We start from the raw sequence: 18924 nt of genomic DNA on the forward strand, positions 1-18924 counted from the left end.
TGCTTCCCGGGGGCTGCCGCCCCCAGACCCCCGCCGTCGCGCTGAACGCGCTCGTCCTCAAACGCCGGAGGGGCTGAAGATCTTCAGCCCCTCCGGCGTTTGAGTAGCGGGGTCTGGGCGGAGGTGGCGAAACAACACCCGCCGCTCACACCTGCACGACCCGCTCCCTCCTGAACAGCTCCCCCAGCTCGGGCGCGTTCACGCGGCGGTCGGCCAGTCGCAGCGCCTCCCAGACGGTGACCTGGTTCGCGGTGAGGATCGGTTTGCCGAGGTCCTTCTCCAGGGCCGGGATGAAGGACGCGGTGTGGAGGGCGGTGTCGGGGAGGAGGATCGCTTCCGCGTCAGGGTGGTCGGCGGCGCGGGCGAGGGCGAGGGTCTCGGCCTCGCCCCAGGTGCCGACCTCCGCGGCGGTGATGATTCCGGAGGCGCGCACCGCGACCACGTCCACCCCCGCGTCTTTCAGGAACGCGGCGAAGAGCGCAGCCACGTCGTCCGGGTACGTCGCCGCGACCGCGACCCGCCGAACGCCCAGCTCCCGCACCGCGTGCGCGAAGGCGAAGGACGTGGAGGAGGCGGGCAGGCCGGCCGCTCGGGCGAGGGCGCGGACCTGCTCGTGGGCGCCTTCCCAGCCGTACACGAAGCTGCCGCTGGTGCAGGCCCACACCACCGCTTCGGCGCCCGAAAGCCGCAGCTCCTCGACGCCCGCCACAAGCCGTTCCTGCGAGCCCATCTCCAGGAGCGCGTCCACGCGGTGCGCGTCCTCGCCGATGTCGGTGTGGACGAGGGACAGCCGGACGTCGCTGCCGAGCAGCTGCTCCATGCGCGGGTAGTCGTCCTCGGCCGAATGGCCCGGGTAGAGGAATCCCAGTGCGGTCATGCCCAACCTTCCTGCGGGTTCTGTTCCGGCAGTACGGGACCCGGGCGAGCCGATGCGTCCAGCAGCGCCTGATAGGGGCCCACCGCTCGGGTACCCAGTTGCCGCAGGGCTGCCCACATCGTGACCTGGTTGGCCGAGATCACCGGGATCCGCAGCTCCGCCTCGAGCTGGGGGATCACGTCGTACGTCGGAAGGTTGGTGCAGCTGATGAAGAGCGCGTCGGCCTGGTCCCGGACGCTTGCGCGGGCCATGTCGACCACCTCGCGGTACGGGACCTTCCAGATGTGGCTGGTCAGGCCCATGTAAGCGCGGCCGGTGACGGTGATGCCCGCTTCCGCGAGGTACTCCTCCAGGGACTGGGTGACCGAGACGGTGTAGGGGGTGACGAGCGCGATACGGCGGGCGCCCAGCTCCTCCAGCGCTTCGAGCAGGGCGCCCGAGGTGGTGAGTGAGGGGACCGCGCCCGCCCGTGTCATCGCCTCGCACATCGCCCGCTCGCCCGCGACACCGCCGACGAAACTGCCCGAGGTGCAGGCGTACGCGACGATCTCGGGCGCGACCGCGTTCAGCGCGCGCACCGCGTCGCCGAGCGTCTCGTGCTCGGAGACGAGCCGGGCCAGGTCGAGGCTGACCTCGACGGGCACGAACGGGGTGCGGGTGAGGTGCAGCGAGACGTCGTCCGGGACCCAGCGCCACAGCTCGCGGTCGAGGGCGAAATCGAAGGGGGCTACGACGCCGACACCGCGTTGCGGACGGGGTCCGCCGAGAAAGGAGACGTCCATGGCAGGCACCGGCCTCACGAAGGGAAACGGGTGAGCAACGGACCGTGGGCCGGGTCCGTGTTGACGAAGGTAGGTTCGGGTGCGAGCGTGGTCAATCCGCGCATCTCAGACGGCTACCGCCCCCCTTCACTCCTCAGCGAAGCAACTCCCCGGAACGGCAAGAGAATCGCCTCTGCGGAGGAGCACCTCTTCAGAGAAGCGGACCCGTATTGCGAAACGGTTTCCCGACGATGCCCGATACGACGCTGCTTGTCCTCGACGCCGAACCGCTCCCCCGCCTCGGCAAGCTCACCGGGCGGGTGCGGATCGAGCACGCCGACGCGTCCACGCTGGCCGACCGGCTGCCGGCGGCCGATGTGCTGCTCGTCTGGGACTTCGGCTCGCACGCCGTGCGCCACGCCTGGCCCGGTGCGGGTCCCCGGCCGCGCTGGGTGCACACCGCGAGCGCGGGCGTCGACCATCTGATGTGCCCCGAACTCGCCGCGTCCGACACGGTGGTGACCAACGCGCGCGGAGTCTTCGACCAGCCGATCGCGGAGTACGTCGCCGCGCTGGTCCTCGCGATGGCCAAGGATCTGCCGAGGACCTTGGACCTGCAAGGGCGGCGGGAGTGGCGGCACCGGGAGTCGCAGCGGGTGGCGGGCACCCGCGCGTGCGTGGTGGGTTCAGGGCCGATCGGGCGGGCGATCGTCAAGTCCCTCAAGGCACTTGGCATCACCACGGCCCTGGTGGGGCGCACCCCCCGCACCGGTATCCATGGTCCCGAGGAGCTGGACCGGCTGATGTCGCGCGCCGACTGGGTGGTGTCCGCGGCGCCGCTCACCGAGACCACGCACGGCATGTTCGACGCGCGGCGCTTCGGGATGATGCAGCCGTCGGCCCGCTTCATCAACGTCGGACGCGGGCAGCTCGTCGTCGAGGAGGCGCTCGTCGAGGCGCTGTCGAAGCGGTGGATCGCCGGGGCCGCGCTGGATGTCTTCGAGCACGAACCGCTCGGTCCCGACAGCCCGTTGTGGCAGGTTCCCGGGCTGATCGTGTCACCCCACATGAGCGGGGACACCATCGGCTGGCGCGATGAACTCGGCACGCAGTTCGTTGAGTTGTTCGAGTGCTGGGAGGCGGGGAAGCCCTTGGCGAACGTCGTCGACAAGAAGCGCGGATACGTACCCGGTCACTGAACCCGGTCACTGAACTCCCGTCACCACCCACCATGCTGAACTCCCTTTGGAGGGGCCGATGCCGGAACTCACCGAGCTGACCGCCGTGCAACTCGTCGACGGCTACCGCAAGGGTGAATTCAGCCCCGTGGACGCCACCCGCGCGGCCCTCGACCGGGCCGGCCGGATCCAGCCCGCGGTGAACGCGTTCGTACGGCTCGACACGGACGAAGCCCTCACGCAGGCAAGGCAGTCGGCGGAGCGCTGGCGGCGGGGTGAGCCCGCGGGCCTCCTCGACGGCGTCCCTGTCACCGTCAAGGACATCCTCCTGCTGCGCGGCGGCCCGACCCTGCGCGGCTCCAAGAACACGGATCCGCAGGGCAGTTGGGACGAGGACGCGCCGTCCGTCGCCCGCCTGCGCGAACACGGCGCCGTGTTCCTCGGCAAGACGACGACACCCGAGTTCGGCTGGAAGGGCGTCACGGACTCACCGCTCTCCGGTGTGACGCGCAATCCGTATGACATCTCACGCACCGCGGGCGGCTCCAGCGGCGGGAGCGCGGCGGCCGTCGCGCTGGGCGCGGGCCCGCTGTCCCTCGGCACCGACGGGGGTGGCAGTGTCCGTATCCCTGCCGCCTTCTGCGGGATCTTCGCGCTTAAACCGACGTACGGCAGGGTGCCGATCTATCCGGCGAGCGCGTTCGGGACGCTCGCGCATGTGGGGCCGTTGGCCCGGGACGCCGCCGACGCCGCGCTGATGATGGACGTGATCAGCGGGCCCGACGCGCGTGACTGGTCGGCGCTCGGGCCGGTGGACGGCTCCTTCGTGGACGCGCTGGAGGGCGGGGTGCGGGGGCTGCGGGTCGCGTACTCGGCGTCGCTGGGCGGGCAGGTCGCGGTCCAGCCGGCCGTCGCGGCGGTGGTACGGCGGGCGGTGGAGCAGCTCGCCGGGCTCGGCGCCTATGTCTCGGAGGCCGACCCCGACTTCACCGATCCGGTGGACGCCTTCCACACGCTCTGGTTCTCCGGCGCGGCCCGCGTCACCCAGCGATTCGGGCCTCACCAGCGGGAGTTGCTCGACCCCGGCCTCCGCGAGATCCGCGATCTCGGCGCCCGCTACAACGCGCTGGAGTATCTCGCCGCGGTGGACGTCCGGATGGAGCTGGGCCGGCGCATGGGCCTCTTCCACGAGTCGTACGACATCCTGGTCACGCCGACGCTCCCGCTGACCGCCTTCGAGGCGGGCGTCGAGGTCCCCGCGCGCTCCGGCCACCGCCGCTGGACGGGCTGGACCCCCTTCACTTACCCCTTCAATCTCACCCAGCAGCCCGCGGCGACGGTCCCGGTCGGCGTGGACGGGGACGGACTCCCGGTGGGCCTGCAGATCCTGGCCGCCCGTCACCGGGACGACCTGGTCCTGCGGACGGCGCACGCGCTGTACACGGCGGGGGCCGCCGGAGTGCCCGGCCCTGGAGTGATCCAAACGACACCCCCTACGCCCGCCGGAAGCTGAGCGTCTCCCCCAGCGCCCCGGAGCGCCACAGGTCGTTGCAGGCCTCGGCCATCGCGTCGAGGCCCTCGGTCACCTGACCCCAGACGATGCCCGGTACCCAGCCGACATCGCCGTTGAGCAGCAGGTTGTTGCGCTCGTAGAAGAGGGCGAGGTCGACGACAGTGGTGCCGGGGCGTACGTCGGTGTCGTAGCCGTACGACTTGGTGCCCAACTCCGTACCCGCGAAAGCGAAATAGCACAGATCACCCGGTATAGGGGTGACTGTCGGGTTCTCCAAGGGCGGTTCGGTGGGCGCGAAGGCGGGAACAGGGCGTAGATCTCGTTACGCGCGTACTTCGCGTGGTAGACGTCGCCGCTCAGCGGGAGGGCGTCCCACACCGCCGCGCAGGTGATCGGCGCGCGCTCGTCGAGCAGTTTCGCCGTGCAGTGGACTCCCCGCTTGACCAGGGAGATTTCGATGTGCCGTGCGGTATCGCGGTCGGTCATGCATTCCATGGTCCCGCCGCGGTCAAGGGGGCGTCAGGGGCGCAGGGAGTCGTACGGGGCTGAAATCGATCCGCATAAGTCGTATCGACTCGGGTAGCCGCGCGCCCATGGCTCGACCACTTGGGAAAGACACGAAGGACACGAAAGACGGGAAGGACGCGAAGGACAGACAGAGACGATGGCCCAGCCGGCGGGCGCTGCTCAGCGGTGCTTCCGCGCTCGGTGCCGTCGGGGCGCTGGGCGCGGCCGGTTGCAGCCGGGTCGCGACGGCCTCCGGCGCAGGCGGCGGTGAGCTGCTCGACCGGCTGCGGGCCCAGGGTGTCGTACGGCTGGGTATCGCCGGTGAGATCCCCTTCGGCTACATCGACACCGACGGCGAGCTGACCGGTGAGGCGCCGGAGCTCGCGAGGGTCGTCTTCAAGCGACTGGGGGTGGACCGCGTCCAGCCGGTGCCGATCGAGTTCGGCTCGCTGATCCCAGGGCTGCAGTCGCAGACCTTCGATGTCGTGTCCGCCGGGATGTACATCAACCCCGAGCGCTGTGCGCAGGTCATCTTCTCCGACCCGGACTACCAGATGCTCGACGCGTTCGTCGTGCGCAAGGGCAACCCGAAGAACCTGCGCGACTACCAGGACGTGGTCGAGGCGAAGGCCAAGTTCGCGACCGGGACCGGTTACGCGCAGATCCAGCACGCGGTCGAGGCCGGGTACAAGGAGAGCGACATCCTGATCGTGCCGGATCAGGTCGCCGGGCTGAACGCAGTGGAGGCGGGGCGCGCCGACGTGTTCGCGGGGACCGCGCTGACCACGCGTGAAGTGGTGAAGGAGTCCGCCAGGGCCGAGAGCACCGAGGCCTTCGCGCCGCTGGTTGGCGGCAAGCCGAAGGTGGACGGCGGCGGCTTCGCGTTCCGGCCGACGGAGACGAAGTTGCGGGACGCCTTCAACGTGGAGCTGAAGAAGTTGAAGGACAGCGGTGAGTTGTTCCGCATCCTTCAGCCCTTCGGTTTCACCAAGGCCGAGATGACCGACATGACCGCGAAGGAGTTGTGCCGCGGATGACCTCGGGACTCTGGGAACTCGTACTCGAAGGGGTCTGGGTCACCGTCCAACTGCTGTTCTTCAGCGCCCTGTTGGCCGGTGCCGTCTCCTTCGTCGTGGGTATCGCGCGCACGGACCGGCGGTGGATCGTCCGCTTCCTCGCGGGCTTCTACACCGAGGTGTTCCGCGGCACCTCCGCACTGATCATGATCTTCTGGGTGTACTTCGTGCTGCCGCCGGCCTTCGGCTGGCAGCTCGTGCCGATGTGGGCGGGCACGCTCGCGCTGGGGCTGACGTACGGGGCGTACGGCAGTGAGATCGTGCGCGGTGCGCTGAACGCGGTCGATCCCGCGCAGCGCGAGGGCGGGGTCGCGCTCAGCTTCACGCCCTGGCAGCGGATGCGGCTGATCCTGCTGCCGCAGGCGATACCCGAGATGATCCCCTCCTTCTGCAATCTGCTGATCGAGCTCCTCAAGGGCACGGCCCTGGTCTCGATCATGGGGATGGGCGACCTGGCGTTCAGCGGCAACCTGGTGCGGCTGGCCCTGCAGGAGAGCGCGGAGATCTACTCGTACATCTTGCTGATCTACTTCGTGATCGCCTTCCTGCTGACGCGGGTGATGCGCGGGCTGGAGAAGCGGTTGAAGGCGGGGGTCGGGAAGGCGCCGCAGCGAGCAGGGCTGCGGCGGGCCGAGGCCGGCGGAGGTGCCGTATGACCTGGGACTGGAGTGCCGTCGGCGACTTCATGCCGCACTTCTGGGACGGGCTGCTGATCACCCTGCAAGCACTTGCCCTGGGCTCGGTGATCTCCTTCGCGCTCGGGCTCGTGTGGGCGCTGCTGATGCGGACGCCGAGCCGGCTGGTGCGCTGGCCGGTCGGTGTCGTCACGGAGTTCATCCGCAACACCCCGCTGCTGGTGCAGCTCTTCTTCCTCTTCTATGTGCTGCCCGAGTGGGACATCACGTTCTCCGCGCTGACCACGGGTGTCGTCGCGATCGGGCTGCACTACTCGACGTACACGATGCAGGTCTACCGGGCCGGTATCGAGGGCGTGCCCGCCGGCCAGTGGGAGGCGGCCACGGCGCTCAGCCTGCCCCTGGCGCGTACCTGGACGGCGGTGATCCTGCCGCAGGCCATCCGGCGGGTGGTCCCGGCGCTGGGCAACTACGTCATCTCGATGCTCAAGGACACACCGCTGCTGATGGCGATCACCGTGCTGGACATGCTCGGTGAGGCGCGGCTGTTCTCGCAGCAGCACTTCCAGTTCACCGAGCCGCTCACGGTCATCGGTGTGGCCTTCGTTCTCGTTTCCTATCCGGCCTCCCTCCTCCTGCGAGCTTTGGAGCGACGTCTTGTCCGCTGACACGAATCCGATGAAAGACACCGACCTCGCGAGCCCTCCGGCAAGCGCGGCCAATCCGGCGGTGGACGGCAGCGAGCTGATCCGCTTCGACCACGTCACCAAGCGCTTCGGGGACAACACCGTCCTCGACGGGCTGGACTTCTCCGTGGCCTCCGGCAAGCACGTCACGCTGATCGGGCCCTCCGGCTCCGGCAAGACGACGATCCTGCGGATGCTGATGACGCTGACCCGGCCCGACGAGGGCACGATCACGGTGGCCGGTGAGCGGCTCTTCCCGGCCGGGGAGAAGGAGATCCGCGAGGTCCGCAAGAAGATCGGGATGGTCTTCCAGCAGTTCAACCTGTTCCCGAACATGACGGTGGGCAGGAACATCACGGAGGCGCCCGTCACCGTCCTCGGGCTGTCCAAGGACGAGGCCGAGGCGCGCGCCCGTGAACTGCTCGACCTGGTCGGTCTCGCCGACAAGTGGGACGCGCACCCGGGTCAGCTCTCCGGCGGCCAGCAGCAGCGCGTCGCGATCGCGCGGGCGCTGGCGATGCGCCCGCAGGTGCTGCTCCTGGACGAGGTGACGTCCGCGCTGGACCCGGAACTGGTCGCGGGAGTCCTCGATGTCCTCCGTGACATCGCCCACACCACGGACATCACGATGCTCTGTGTGACCCACGAGATGAATTTCGCCCGGGACATCTCGGATCAGGTCCTTATGTTCGATTCCGGCCGTGTCATCGAGTCCGGCCCGCCGGAGAAGATCTTCAGCGATCCCGGCCAGGAAAGGACCCGGGAATTCCTCGGTGCGGTCCTCTGATTGCGGGGAGTGAACACGGCCGCGTACGGGAAGCCGCGAGGTCCGGGTCGTGGGGCATGCCCGCAGCGTGATGACGTGGGCATATGCCAGCGTGGCGCGTTCCTGCTGAGCGGGCGGGGGCGCGTCACCAATCTCGTCAACGGACGCTCACAGTAAGGGCTTTGACGGCTATCGTGGTGGAAGCTCAGCTGTCCGAAATACGGCCCAGAAAGCCAGGGGGAAACCGTGGCGCTGAAGCACGAGCCGACCGCGCCGTACCACTCGGCCCAGGACGCCCTCCGCGTCCTGGAGACGGTGTCACGGCACTCCACCGGTGTCCTCGACGCCGAGATCGCCCGCCGGACCGGACTCGGCGCTGACCGCCTGCCCGCACTGCTCCTGATGCTGCGCCGGGAGGGATACGTCGAGCAGGTCGCCGACGGCGCGTACATCAGCGGCGCCGCCCTCGGCCGCCTCGCCTCCGCCCACGGCCGCGAGCAGGCGCTGCGCGAGAAGCTCCAGGACACCATGGACAGGCTGCGCGACACGGTGGGCGCCGCGATCTACCTCAGCCGGTACGTCGACGGTGAGATCCACATCTCCCAGTACGCCGACGGCCCGGCGACCCCCGCGGTCAACGAATGGGTCGACTTCCGCTCCTCCGCCCACGCCACCGCGATCGGCAAGAGCCTGCTCGGCCAGCTCGACCACGACGGCCGCCGCGACCATCTCTCCCGCCACAAGATGGCCCGCCTCACCTCGCGCACCATCACGAGCGAGCGGCTGCTGCTGTCCCGGCTCGGCGCCCAGCCGCCCACGGTCCCGGTCCTGGACCTCCAGGAGTACGCGATCGGCACGGTCTGCGCGGCGGTCCCGATCACGGCGGGTTCCTCCGTCGGCTGTCTCGCCCTGTCGCTGCCCGTCGAGCACGCGCACCGGCTCCGCCAGGCGGCGGACTCGCTGAACCGCGGGGCGGCCCCGGTGCTCCTTTCCATGGCTCTCTAGCCCGGCGTTCACCGGTCGGAGCGTGGTCAGGAGCACCCGTGCGGACCAGGTAGTATTTCTTTTGTCGCCGCCCGCCGAGCGCGGGAGGCGAGAGTCATGCGCCGCTAGCTCAGTTGGTTAGAGCAGCTGACTCTTAATCAGCGGGTCCGGGGTTCGAGTCCCTGGCGGCGCACAACTGATGAAGGCCCTCCACGATGTGGGGGGCCTTTCACGCATGTCCATCATCTCCATGCGGACTCAGTCAGCCGTGACGAACTCCGTGAGTACCCGGGCCAGCAGCCCCGGGTCGCGCGCCCCGCACAGTTCGCGCGCCGAGTGCATCGACAGACCGGGTACGCCCACGTCGACGGTGGTGACGCCGAGCCGGGCCGCGGTGATCGGGCCGATCGAGGTGCCGCACGGAATGGCGTTGTTGGAGACGAACGGCTGCCACGGCACCCCGGCCCGCTCGGAAGCGGCGGCGAAGGCAGCGATGCCGGTGCCGTCGGTGGCGTACCGCTGGTTGACGTTGACCTTGATGACGGGGCCGCCGTTGGGGAGGGGCCGGTGGTCGGGGTCGTGGCGCTCGGCGTAGTTGGGGTGGACGGCGTGCGACATGTCGGAGGAGACGCAGAAGGAACCCGCGAGGGCCCGGTTCCAGTCCTCGCCGCTGCCGCCGCGCGCCGCGACGCCACGGCCGAGGACCCGTTCCAGGAGCGGGCCCTGCGCGCCGGACTCCGAGCCGCTGCCGACCTCCTCGTGGTCGAAGGCGGCGAGCACGGGGATGTAGGCGGGCGGCCGGGAGGTGGCCGCGGCGACGAGCGCGGTGACACCCGCGTGCACCGAGATCAGGTTGTCCAGGCGCGGGGAGACGATGAACTCCTCGTCCGCGCCGAGGTATCCGGGCGGCTGGATGTCGTGCAGCATCAGGTCCCAGCCGAGGATCTCGGCGGAGCCGGCGTCGGCTTCCCCGGCTATCCGGTCGAGCAGGGCGCCGGGTTCGGTGCCGCCGAGCCCCCACAGCGGGGTCATGTGCCGCTGCCGGTCGAGGGCGAGGCCCTCGTTGACGGTCCGGTCCAGGTGGATGGCGAGCTGCGGCACGCGCAGCAGCGGCTTGTCGACGTGGACCAGCCGGGTCGACCCGTCGCGCAGTGTCAGCCGCCCCGAGACGCCGAGGTCGCGGTCGAGCCAGGTGTTGAGCGGGACCCCGCCGTAGATCTCCACGGCGATCTGCCGCCACCCGGCCGAGCTGGTGTCGGGCGAGGGCTTGATCCGCAGGTTCGGCGAGTCGGTGTGCGCGCCGATGATCCGGAACGGCGTGCGGGCCGGGGCGCCGTGCGGGACGTACCAGGCGATCAGCGCGCCACCCCGTACGACATAGCGGCCGCCCTCGGCACCGGTCCAGTCGTCGCTCTCGCTCAGCTCCTCGAAGCCCGCCTTCTCCAGCCGCTGGGCCGCGCTCGCCACCGCGTGGTACGGCGAGGGGCTCGTCCGGACGAAAGTGAGCAGGTCGTCGCTGTGGCGGCGGTAGTACGCGGGGTCCTGTGCAGCGTCATGTACGGGGTCATGCGTGGGGGACATGAGTGCCTTTCGGGTGGAGTCGAGGGTTGTCATAGCAGGCAGGCACATGACGACCGCCTGTGAGGGGAGGCCCGGCGCCGACACGGTTGTCGGGGTGCATCCTCCCCCCGTCGGGCCAGGGGGATTCCTCGCGGACTCACGGATCTGCGGGGCCCGGATCCACGGATCCATGATCAGCGCGGGGGTCCGTCAGTCCCGTAGATACGCCAGTACGGCCAGCACCCGCCGGTGCGTGTCCTGCGCCGGGGGCAGGTCCAGCTTTCCCAGGATGTTGCCGATGTGCTTGCCCACGGCCGCCTCGGTGACGACGAGTTGACGGGCGATCGCGCCGTTGGACTTGCCCTCGGCCACCAGGCCGAGGACCTCGCGTTCGCGCGGAGTCAGCGCCTGCAGCGGATCGCGCCGCCGGCGCAGCAACTGCCGTACGACCTCGGGGTCCACGACCGTGCCGCCCTCGGCGACCCGCCGCACCGCCTCCGCGAACTGCTCGACCTGGCCGATGCGGTCCTTGAGGAGGTAGCCGACGCCGGTGCCGTCCCCGGTGTCGAGGAGTTCGGCGGCGTACGCGCGCTGGACGTACTGGCTGAGCACGAGCACCGGCAGCCGTGGGTCCGCCGTGCGCAGGGCAAGAGCCGCGCGCAGGCCCTCGTCCTGGAAACCGGGAGGCATGCGTACGTCGGTGATGACGAGGTCCGGGGCGTGCGCCGAGGCGGCGTCGCGCAGGGCGTCCGCGTCACCGACCGCCGCGAGGACCTCGTGTCCGAAACGGTTCAGCAGCCCCACCAGCCCCTCGCGCAACAGCACGCTGTCCTCGGCGAGTACGACTCTCAGCAAGGGATCTCCATCGTCAGCACGGTCGGCCCACCGGGCGGGCTGTCGACGGCCAGTGTCCCATCGAGGACGGCCAGCCGGTCGGCGAGCCCGGTGAGCCCCGAGCCTGCTCCCGGGTCGGCTCCCCCGCACCCGTCGTCCCGCACCTCGATCCTCAACCGCCTTTCCTCGTAACGCCCTCGGACCCACACCCGCTCCGCCCCGCTGTGCCTGCCCACGTTGGCGAGCGCCTCCCGCACCGCGAAGTACGCCGCGGACTCCACGGGTTCGGCGAACCTCGGCAACTCCACGTCCACCTCCACAGGCACGGCGGACCGGTCGCCGGCGTCGGCGATCGCGTCGCCGAGCCCGTAGTCGGCGAGCACCTGTGGATGGATGCCATGGATCAACTCCCGCAGTTCGACGAGGACTTGATCCGCCTCCGCGTGGGCTTCGGCGAGGCGCGCCGCCAGCGCGGGCGGGGCGTCCAGGCGGGCAAGGCCCAGCCGCATGCTCAGCGCCACCAGCCGCTGCTGCGCCCCGTCGTGCAGATCCCGCTCGATCCGCCGCCGCTCGCCCTCGAAGGCGGCCACCAACCGCGCCCGGGACCTCGTCACTTCCGCGAGCCGCCCCTCGGCCCGGCGCGGTGCGAGCAGCAGCCGGGTGAGGGCGGCGCGGGCACGGGCGTACCGGACGAGCGGCCGCAGGAGTACGAGGATGAGGACGGCCCCGGCCGCTGCGCACAGGAACGCCTGCCCGTACGTGTCGATCAGCCACAGCTTGACGGCCCGGGTCTCGCCGCCGGTGACCGCGAGTTGCACCGGCGTCCCGATCAGCGCGCCGGGGACCGCGAGGGCGAGGGTCAGCACCACGGTGTCCAGCGGCCACAGCACGGCCGCGAGCAGTACGGCGTACGCCAGTTCGCGCCAGGTCGCCTGCTCGGTGAACCGGAGCCTGGCCCAGGCTGCCGGGCCGGGCTCGTCCGGGGTCCGGTGCGGGGTGGGCACCGGCGCCGGGTCGACGAGCCGCAGCCGCCACCGCTCAAGTGCCCCGACGGGTACGCCAGTCAGGGCGAGCAGCGCGAGGAGCGGCAGCCCGACCAGAACGGGGGTCAGCACGGCTCCCGCGATGCCGAGCAGCAGCATCCCGACGAGTAGCGGGGCGCCGACCAGAACGCCGCTGATGAGGTACCGCACCGAACGGATCACGGGCTCACGGTAGGCGGCGCGTGAGCTCGCGGGCCATGGCGATGGGGGGTGTACCGGCGGTAGGGCAGGGCCTACCTCGTCAGCAACTCCTCGCGCCCGCGCGCCCGGTACTCCGCGACGAGTTCCCCGATCTCCTCCTCGGTCAGCCTCCGGTAGGCGCACTCCCCCGGCGGCCGCCACCAGACCGGGTCCGGGCATCTGAAGCCCTCGCGCCGCAGCCCGACCCGGTGGACCTTGTTGGTCGCGGTGACGGGCATCCGCGGCACGATCCGTACGAAGCGGGGGGCCATCTTGGTCCCCAAGTCGGGTTGGGACAGCAGGAATTCACCGAAGGCGAGCGGATCGAAGGAGACGCCGGACCGCAGGGCCACGGCCGCCATGACCTGGTCCCCCGCGACCGCGTCCGGCACGGCGTACACGGCCACGGCGGCGGCGTCCTCGTACCGGGCGAGGATGTTCTCGATGACGGCGGCGGCGAGGTTCTCGCTGTCGACGCGCAGCCGGTCGTCGGTGCGTCCCGCGAAGTACAGGTATCCCTCGGCGTCGCGGTAGAAGAGATCGCCGGTCCAGTACCAGCCGTCGCGCAGGCGGGCGGCATCCGCGTCCGGGTTGCGCCAGTACCCCTCGAAGGGGTTGGGGCCCCGGTTCACCAACTCGCCTATCGCGTCGGCCCCGTTGAGGAGTCGTCCGTCCGCGGTGAAGGCGGCGGCCGGGCACTCCCGCCGCGTCGCCGGGTCGACCACGGCGAGGTCGTCGCCGGGCGCCGCGCGTCCGATCGCCCCGGCCGGTGTCCCGGACGTCCGCTGGATGGCCGCGCCGCCCTCCGAGGAGCCGTACCCCTCCACGAGCCGCACCCCGAAACGCCGTTCGAAGGCGGCCGCGTCGACGGCGCCGGCCTCGGTCCCGAAGCCCATGCGCAGTGGGTTGTCGCGGTCGTCGGGGCGGGCCGGGGTCGCCAGGATGTACTGGACGGCGCGGCCCACATAGGTGAAGTACGTTGCCTGGCAGGCCCGTACGTCCGCGAGGAACCCGGAGGCCGAGAAGCGCCGCCGCAGGGCCACCGCCGCGCCGGCCGCCAGCGCGGGCGACCAGTCGGCGATCACCGCGTTGCCGTGGAACATCGGCATGCAGATGTAGTGCGTGTCCTGCGGGCGCACGCCGAAGTGGTCGGCGAGCGACTGCCCCGCGGCGGCCAGCCTGCCCTGGGTGCAGATCGCGGCCTTGGGGGCGCCGGTCGAGCCGGAGGTGAAGTAGAGGAGCAGCCGGTCCTCCGGTGAGGCCATGGACGCATCGGGCTTCGTGCCCTCGTACGGCGTGAGGAGGTCGGCGTACGCCTGCGTGTCGGTCACCAGGATCCGTACGCCCGGGAGCCGGAGGCCGTCGAGCAGGGGCAGGTGGGCCCGTTCGGTGATCAGGGCGCGGCACTCGGTGTGCAGGATGTCGCGGGCCAGTTCGGGGCCGCGCCGGGTCGGGTTGATGCCGGCGACGGCCGCACCTGCGAGGGCGGCCGCGCTCAACCACATCGGGTACTCGGGGGTGTTGTCGAGCAGCACGCCGAGGTGCGGCGGGTCGGCCTTCGGCGGCAGCAGGTCGGCGAGCAGCGCCGTCCGTGCCGCCGCGCCCGCCGCCACCCGGTGGTGGGTCAGGACCCGCCCCTCGAACCACAGCCCCGGCCGGTGGTCGTTCCAGCGTTCCTGTACGAGCTCCGCGACGGTACGCCTCAGGGATCCCATGGAGGCGCACGATAATTGACGGACCGTCAGATGGGGAGAGTCGCGAGACCTACGGCGTCCGGTACGGCAGGTCCGGTTCCTGGTAGGTCACGTCCGGCCCCCCGAAGGGCATGCCGGACTCCGAGCTCATCTGGTGAAACGTGACCATGAAGCCGATACAGAAGGCGACGATCACGCCGAAGAACACCAGGATGCCGACCGTGCCCGCGGCGGCCCTGACCGGGCTCGGCGCGTGTGCGGTGGCCTTCTCGGGGCGCTCGGCCGTGTAGTGGACCGTGACGATGTCGCCCTCGACGACTGTCGAGGGACCGCCTCGCTCCTCGAAGCGGACCGCCCGGTCATCGCGCGTCCGGAACTCGTAGACGTGGTGCAGCGTCGTGGTCACGGAGCTGTCGCCGGCGCCACCGCTGGTCGTGGTGTAGGAGCGCAGACAGCGCGCTTCGGCGGTCAGCCCGCTGTTCCAGGCGCGCCGCAGGTCGAGCGAGCGGCGGATGATCCTGACCGCCCCGAATACCACCGCGACGATGATCAGTCCTGGCAGGACATAGAAGAACACGTCCATCACGAGCCCCCGGTTTTCGGTGCGGTTCCGCGCACGCCGACACGGTCATGTCGGCGTGCGGGGAACCTACCCGCTGGGGGACGGGTTGCAGCTCAAGGGAGCCTCAGAAAACAAGGCCCCTTCAGGACGCTCTCGAACGTGACGCCCGGAGGGCTTTAGAACGTGACGTCCGCGCAGGAGTAGAACGCGTTCGCCGTGTCGGCGATCGTCCACACCGCGACGATGACCTGGTGCCCGGTACGGCCCGTGGGGATCGTGCCACTGTGCGAGATCGTGGACGGCGGCCGGGCGTTGTTGTAGGGGACGGTGAGGAAGGGCGTGGTGTTCAGGTCCGCGCGGGTCAGCGCGTGGCCCGCATTCCAGCCCTGCTTGGTGAGGTAGTACTTGAAGTCGGTCGTGGCGTGCGAGGCCGTGAACTGCCAGCGGAACGTGTAGCTGCCCCCGGCAGTGACCTTGGTCGTCGGCCAGGCGCCGCCCGACGGCGTCGTCGGGCTGTTGAGCTGACCGAATTCGGTGTGGTTGGCCGAGCAGATCTGGCCGTCGGCCGGACCCGCCGCGGGGAAGCCCTTGGGGCCCTCCACGCTCTGGGGCTCCCACTGGATGTTGCCGCAGTTGGCCACGGTGCCGTTCTGACACAGCTTCTGACGGCTGAGAGGCAGGTCCGTGTAGCCATGGCCACTGGCACCGCCGCTGGAGAGCACGAGCGCTCCCGTCGTGGCGAGGCCGACCATGCCCGCGTACCACTTCGCTTTTCTGGTCGCACGTATGCGCATCCTGCTGCTCCTGAGGACGTGGGGGAGGTTCACATGAGCTGTGCGCGCTGCCTTGCAGGTCTAGACCAAGTCTTAGATTATTGCCAGTTGTTGAACATGTCCATACCAATCATCAAGTCGTTTACCCGTCGCTCATGAAGACGTACCCCGACCGCTCATGAAGACGACTCCCTGCGGCCCGTGTAGAACGCCACCGTCAAGTCCTTGACCAGCGCCTTGCGTTCGTAGTCGTCAAGTGCGACCAGCCCCCGCACGGTCAGCCGGGTCACCGTGTCCTCGACCGAGTCGACGACGGAGGTGAGCACGGTGTCGCGGTGCTGGGCGTCCAGCGCGGCGATCCGGCGGCGCTGCATCACGGCGGCGACCTCGGGCGCGTAGTCGATCTTCGTCGGCTGCGCGGAGAACACCTCGAGGCCGACCGGCGCGGTGTCCGCGGCCACCAGCCGGGTCAGCGCCTCGCCGACCGCCTCCGTGTTGCGCAGGGTCGCGTCCTTGACGACGGCGGGCGGCAGTTCGGCCGGGAGCCGCGAGAGCACCCGTGAGAGCGCCGCCTCCACGCACTCGCGCAGATACGTCTCGTGGTCCTCCACCCCGAGCGTGGCGCGCGCGGTGTCCCTGACCCGCCAGACGACGAGCACGACCACCCGCAGCGCGACCCCGTTCGTGTCGACCACCGACATCGGCTCACTGCGCCAGTGCCGCAGCCGTACGTCGACCCGGCGGCGCAGCACCAGCGGGTTGACCCACATGAGCCCGGTGCGCCGGACCGTACCGCGGTAGCGCCCGAACAGCCCGAGCACCCAGGCCCGCCCGGTCCGCCCCCGGGCGAGACCGCCGAAGCCGAACAGACCGAGCGCGCCCGCCCCGGCGTACGCCGCCCACTGCGCCGGCCCGAGCCCGGCGCCGCCGTACCCCGGCAGCTCCAGCGCCTGCGCCACCGAGTGGGGCAGCGTGCCAGCCCACCACGAGGTGAGGACACATCCGGCCAGCCCACAGGCACCGGCCAGCACTCCCGCCGCTCCGGGCAGCACCCGTGCGGGGCGCTCCACCAGTTCGGGGTCGATCTCCGGCACCGGGCGCGGGGCCGCGCCGGGCGCCGGGCGCCGGATGCGCGGCTGCTCCCCCGTGCCGCGCCGCCGCCCCACGACGGCGGGCCCGAGCGGCACGGACACCGGCTCGGGATCGTCCCTGAACAGCAGGTGGACGGGGATCTCGGTGGTCACCTCGTTGTGAATGAGCCGGGTGGAGCGCGCGTTGCCCTCGCGCGCGCCGCCGCCCTCAGCTGCCGGTTCCGTCCCGGGCGCCCCGGAGGACGGCCCTTCGGACTCCGGGGTGTGTGAAGTCGTCGTACTCATAGCTGCCTCCATGCCTCCGCGCCTGGAAGATTCACGAGAAGTCGGAACGAGAAGTCGGAACGTGAAGTCGGGAACGTGAAGTCGGTTACGAGAAGTCGGAAATGGCTCAGGAGAAGAGCCGCCGCCAGGTCTCCGGTCCCGGGTAGCCGTCCGCCGCACCGCCGCGCCAGCCCTGCGCCCGCTGGAACGCCTCGACGTTGCGCCGGTCCGCCTCACCCCAGCGCGGCCCCGGGCCCGAGCTGTAGTACTTGCCGAACCCCTTCTTGACGAGCTGCTTTCCGAGCTTGGTGACGTACGCGTTGCTCGCGCCCGGGCGGAACATCCCGCGCCCCGGATAGCCGGGCACCCCGTGCGAGGAGGCACCCGGGCCGTGCGCCCCGCTCACTCCGGAACCGCCCAGCCCCGAACCGTTGCCGCCGGAACCGGTCGCCCCTGACCCGTTCGGCTCCTTCGGCCCGGTGCCGCCCTCCGGAGGGATGTCCTTGCCCTTCTTGCCCAGCAGGTACGACCAGGTCAGCGGCCCCGGCAGGCCGTCCGCGTTCGCCCCCGTCCAGCCCTGCGCCCGCTGGAACGCCTGGGTGGCCCGCCCGTCCGCGGCCGACCAGCGGGGGCCGGGACCCGAGGTGTAGAAGCGGCCCGCGCCACGCTCCACGAGGAGCCGGCCGAGCTGGGTGACGTACTTGTTGTTCGCGCCGGGCCCGAAGTACGCGGCCCCCGGGAAGCGGCCCGGCCCCTTCTCCGCCACCGGCTTCGCCCCGCTCGCGCTCTCCGTGAGGCCTTTGTAGCGGTAGGCCAGATAGCGGTCCGAGTTCTTCCAGTACGCGTACGGGGTGGCCTGCTTGCGGGCATGCGGGGGTGTCGCCTCGTAGGCGATGTAGTAGTTGTGCGTGTAGTCCGTCCAGCCGCCGAAAATGACGACGTGTGAGCCCTTCTCGGGGTTCGCCGGATTGTGGAAGAGGAGAATGTCGCCGGGCTGGAGTTCGTCGCGGGTAATGCGGTCGCTGACGGTGTCGAGACTGCCCGTCCATTCGTTGCCCGGCAGGTTCCAGGCCATCGAGACAAAGCCGGAGCAGTCCTGCCGGTAGCCGTCCGGCCAGTACTCGCTCATGCTGTACGGCACTTCCGCGTCGATCCAGGTCTTGGCCCGGTTGATGATCTCGGCCCGGGTGGTCGCGGGTGCCTTGGAGACGGTGCCGGGCTTGCTGGCGGTGGTCGGTCTGCCCGCCGGGCCGTGCAGCGGGGCCTTGCTGCCTTGCGGGGTGCCGGGCTCGTCACCTGCGGGGATGCCCGGCCGGGCGGGTCCGTGGGCGGCCGCGACCGCCGTCATCGAGGGGCCCGCGCCGAGGACCGTACCCGCCGCCGCGGCCAGGACGAGAGCCCTGCGGACCGCCGGACGGCCCACGGCGCCGGACACACAGGAAAAGGAAGAAGGAGGGAAAGAGGAAGGGGATGAGGAAGAGGGCATGATGCGTCGCCACTGCGAGCATCCGGGGCAGTCGCAGTCACTCGCGGCATCGAATTCCTCGAATACCGGAGCCTTCATGCGAATCCCCTCACACTCCAGGTCGAAATCTCCGCGCTTCTGCACACGCGCCAGTTTCTCAACTGTCATCCGGTGTCGCATGTTGACGGTCCGAATGATGTACAAGGGCGTCCGCCGGGGCCGCCCGCACCCGGACAGGGGTTCGGGGCACCCTGCCCGGTCAGGTAGAGTCTCCGCGTCAGTAAGCGCCGCTAGCTCAGTTGGTTAGAGCAGCTGACTCTTAATCAGCGGGTCCGGGGTTCGAGTCCCTGGCGGCGCACCGATCAGAAGGCCCTCCGCAGCGGCGGGGGGTCTTCCGGCATGTGCCACTACAACCCCTTCGTCGTACACACGTCTCAATTAGCGCGTATGACCGGTTAACACCGCGTTTCGCATC

At 70.4% G+C, this 18924-nt stretch carries 17 protein-coding genes, 2 tRNA genes and 1 pseudogene; 9 read left to right on the plus strand and 11 right to left on the minus strand.

The annotated features are described in order from the left end of the window. Nucleotides 1-145: 145 nt before the first annotated feature. Together ACFVKT_RS19045 and ACFVKT_RS19050 are read right to left on the minus strand one after the other, a co-directional pair. Nucleotides 146-877, minus strand: a complete 732-nt coding sequence (locus tag ACFVKT_RS19045) for a decarboxylase (RefSeq protein ID WP_385732856.1) — start codon at nucleotides 875-877, stop codon at nucleotides 146-148. After that, nucleotides 874-1659, minus strand: coding sequence for an aspartate/glutamate racemase family protein (locus ACFVKT_RS19050; RefSeq protein ID WP_385732858.1), 786 nt, complete (start codon nucleotides 1657-1659; stop codon nucleotides 874-876). The genes ACFVKT_RS19045 and ACFVKT_RS19050 overlap by 4 nt, the downstream gene beginning before the upstream one ends. Nucleotides 1660-1889: 230 nt before the next feature. Here ACFVKT_RS19050 and ACFVKT_RS19055 point away from each other — a divergent pair, with 230 nt between their 5' ends. Then, on the plus strand, nucleotides 1890-2837 hold the full coding sequence (locus tag ACFVKT_RS19055; RefSeq protein ID WP_385732860.1) for a D-2-hydroxyacid dehydrogenase: 948 nt from the start codon (nucleotides 1890-1892) through the stop codon (nucleotides 2835-2837). Between the two features lie 58 nt (nucleotides 2838-2895). After that, nucleotides 2896-4329: an amidase gene (locus ACFVKT_RS19060; protein ID WP_385732862.1), complete on the plus strand. Its 1434-nt coding sequence runs from the start codon at nucleotides 2896-2898 to the stop codon at nucleotides 4327-4329. Here the strand turns inward: ACFVKT_RS19060 and ACFVKT_RS19065 are convergent. Beyond that, nucleotides 4310-4824: pseudogene (locus ACFVKT_RS19065) on the minus strand (DUF3830 family protein). The gene ACFVKT_RS19060 and the pseudogene ACFVKT_RS19065 sit on opposite strands and share 20 nt — an antisense overlap. Before the next feature lie 98 nt (nucleotides 4825-4922). On the opposite strand from ACFVKT_RS19065, the gene ehuB reads away from it, so the two are divergent. The 6 genes from ehuB to ACFVKT_RS19095 all read left to right on the plus strand — a co-directional run bounded on the left by ehuB (nucleotide 4923) and on the right by ACFVKT_RS19095 (nucleotide 9176). Beyond that, entirely contained in the window at nucleotides 4923-5873 is a 951-nt protein-coding gene (gene ehuB / locus ACFVKT_RS19070; protein ID WP_385732864.1) for an ectoine/hydroxyectoine ABC transporter substrate-binding protein EhuB, read from the plus strand. Beyond that, nucleotides 5870-6568: an ectoine/hydroxyectoine ABC transporter permease subunit EhuC gene (gene ehuC / locus ACFVKT_RS19075; protein ID WP_385732866.1), complete on the plus strand. Its 699-nt coding sequence runs from the start codon at nucleotides 5870-5872 to the stop codon at nucleotides 6566-6568. The genes ehuB and ehuC overlap by 4 nt, the downstream gene beginning before the upstream one ends. Further along, complete coding sequence (ehuD, locus tag ACFVKT_RS19080; RefSeq protein ID WP_385732868.1) at nucleotides 6565-7215, plus strand: ectoine/hydroxyectoine ABC transporter permease subunit EhuD; 651 nt, start codon at nucleotides 6565-6567, stop codon at nucleotides 7213-7215. Before ehuC ends, ehuD begins: the two co-directional genes overlap by 4 nt. A gap of 10 nt (nucleotides 7216-7225) precedes the next feature. Further along, nucleotides 7226-8020 carry an ectoine/hydroxyectoine ABC transporter ATP-binding protein EhuA gene (gene ehuA, locus ACFVKT_RS19085; RefSeq protein WP_385732870.1) on the plus strand — a complete coding sequence of 265 codons (795 nt, stop codon included), beginning with the start codon at nucleotides 7226-7228 and terminating at the stop codon, nucleotides 8018-8020. A gap of 225 nt (nucleotides 8021-8245) precedes the next feature. After that, complete coding sequence (locus tag ACFVKT_RS19090; RefSeq protein ID WP_385732872.1) at nucleotides 8246-9004, plus strand: IclR family transcriptional regulator; 759 nt, start codon at nucleotides 8246-8248, stop codon at nucleotides 9002-9004. A gap of 98 nt (nucleotides 9005-9102) precedes the next feature. Then, nucleotides 9103-9176: transfer RNA gene (locus ACFVKT_RS19095), tRNA-Lys, on the plus strand. A gap of 65 nt (nucleotides 9177-9241) precedes the next feature. Here the strand turns inward: ACFVKT_RS19095 and ACFVKT_RS19100 are convergent. From ACFVKT_RS19100 to ACFVKT_RS19135, 8 genes are all read right to left on the minus strand, one after another. Next, nucleotides 9242-10564: a M18 family aminopeptidase gene (locus ACFVKT_RS19100; RefSeq protein ID WP_385732874.1), complete on the minus strand. Its 1323-nt coding sequence runs from the start codon at nucleotides 10562-10564 to the stop codon at nucleotides 9242-9244. A gap of 189 nt (nucleotides 10565-10753) precedes the next feature. Next, complete coding sequence (locus ACFVKT_RS19105) at nucleotides 10754-11398, minus strand: response regulator (protein WP_385732877.1); 645 nt, start codon at nucleotides 11396-11398, stop codon at nucleotides 10754-10756. Further along, nucleotides 11392-12582, minus strand: a complete 1191-nt coding sequence (locus ACFVKT_RS19110; protein ID WP_385732879.1) for a sensor histidine kinase — start codon at nucleotides 12580-12582, stop codon at nucleotides 11392-11394. The genes ACFVKT_RS19105 and ACFVKT_RS19110 overlap by 7 nt, the downstream gene beginning before the upstream one ends. Nucleotides 12583-12653: 71 nt before the next feature. Further along, on the minus strand, nucleotides 12654-14315 hold the full coding sequence (locus tag ACFVKT_RS19115) for an AMP-binding protein (protein ID WP_385732881.1): 1662 nt from the start codon (nucleotides 14313-14315) through the stop codon (nucleotides 12654-12656). A gap of 49 nt (nucleotides 14316-14364) precedes the next feature. Beyond that, entirely contained in the window at nucleotides 14365-14877 is a 513-nt protein-coding gene (locus ACFVKT_RS19120; protein WP_385732883.1) for a DUF3592 domain-containing protein, read from the minus strand. 155 nt (nucleotides 14878-15032) lie between these two features. Next, complete coding sequence (locus tag ACFVKT_RS19125; protein ID WP_385732885.1) at nucleotides 15033-15650, minus strand: lytic polysaccharide monooxygenase; 618 nt, start codon at nucleotides 15648-15650, stop codon at nucleotides 15033-15035. A gap of 155 nt (nucleotides 15651-15805) precedes the next feature. Next, nucleotides 15806-17005, minus strand: a complete 1200-nt coding sequence (locus ACFVKT_RS19130; RefSeq protein WP_385732886.1) for an SPFH domain-containing protein — start codon at nucleotides 17003-17005, stop codon at nucleotides 15806-15808. Nucleotides 17006-17111: 106 nt separating this feature from the next. Then, nucleotides 17112-18548, minus strand: a complete 1437-nt coding sequence (locus ACFVKT_RS19135) for a peptidoglycan-binding protein (RefSeq protein WP_385732889.1) — start codon at nucleotides 18546-18548, stop codon at nucleotides 17112-17114. A gap of 185 nt (nucleotides 18549-18733) precedes the next feature. On the opposite strand from ACFVKT_RS19135, the gene ACFVKT_RS19140 reads away from it, so the two are divergent. Beyond that, a tRNA-Lys gene (locus ACFVKT_RS19140) sits at nucleotides 18734-18807 on the plus strand. Nucleotides 18808-18924 lie beyond the last annotated feature (117 nt).

The organism is Streptomyces sp. NPDC127595, from assembly GCF_042671685.1.
Taxonomy (GTDB): domain Bacteria; phylum Actinomycetota; class Actinomycetes; order Streptomycetales; family Streptomycetaceae; genus Streptomyces.

Excerpts from the sequence above, each read along its gene's own strand:
- ACFVKT_RS19045 (WP_385732856.1), bottom strand. The coding sequence starts at position 877 with ATGACCGCACTGGGATTCCTCTACCCGGGCCATTCGGCCGAGGACGAC.
- ACFVKT_RS19050 (WP_385732858.1), bottom strand. The coding sequence starts at position 1,659 with ATGGACGTCTCCTTTCTCGGCGGACCCCGTCCGCAACGCGGTGTCGGC.
- ACFVKT_RS19055 (WP_385732860.1), top strand. The coding sequence starts at position 1,890 with ATGCCCGATACGACGCTGCTTGTCCTCGACGCCGAACCGCTCCCCCGC.
- ACFVKT_RS19060 (WP_385732862.1), top strand. The coding sequence starts at position 2,896 with ATGCCGGAACTCACCGAGCTGACCGCCGTGCAACTCGTCGACGGCTAC.
- ehuB (WP_385732864.1), top strand. The coding sequence starts at position 4,923 with ATGGCTCGACCACTTGGGAAAGACACGAAGGACACGAAAGACGGGAAG.
- ehuC (WP_385732866.1), top strand. The coding sequence starts at position 5,870 with ATGACCTCGGGACTCTGGGAACTCGTACTCGAAGGGGTCTGGGTCACC.
- ehuD (WP_385732868.1), top strand. The coding sequence starts at position 6,565 with ATGACCTGGGACTGGAGTGCCGTCGGCGACTTCATGCCGCACTTCTGG.
- ehuA (WP_385732870.1), top strand. The coding sequence starts at position 7,226 with ATGAAAGACACCGACCTCGCGAGCCCTCCGGCAAGCGCGGCCAATCCG.
- ACFVKT_RS19100 (WP_385732874.1), bottom strand. The coding sequence starts at position 10,564 with ATGTCCCCCACGCATGACCCCGTACATGACGCTGCACAGGACCCCGCG.
- ACFVKT_RS19115 (WP_385732881.1), bottom strand. The coding sequence starts at position 14,315 with ATGGGATCCCTGAGGCGTACCGTCGCGGAGCTCGTACAGGAACGCTGG.
- ACFVKT_RS19120 (WP_385732883.1), bottom strand. The coding sequence starts at position 14,877 with ATGGACGTGTTCTTCTATGTCCTGCCAGGACTGATCATCGTCGCGGTG.
- ACFVKT_RS19125 (WP_385732885.1), bottom strand. The coding sequence starts at position 15,650 with ATGCGCATACGTGCGACCAGAAAAGCGAAGTGGTACGCGGGCATGGTC.
- ACFVKT_RS19130 (WP_385732886.1), bottom strand. The coding sequence starts at position 17,005 with ATGAGTACGACGACTTCACACACCCCGGAGTCCGAAGGGCCGTCCTCC.
- ACFVKT_RS19135 (WP_385732889.1), bottom strand. The coding sequence starts at position 18,548 with ATGAAGGCTCCGGTATTCGAGGAATTCGATGCCGCGAGTGACTGCGAC.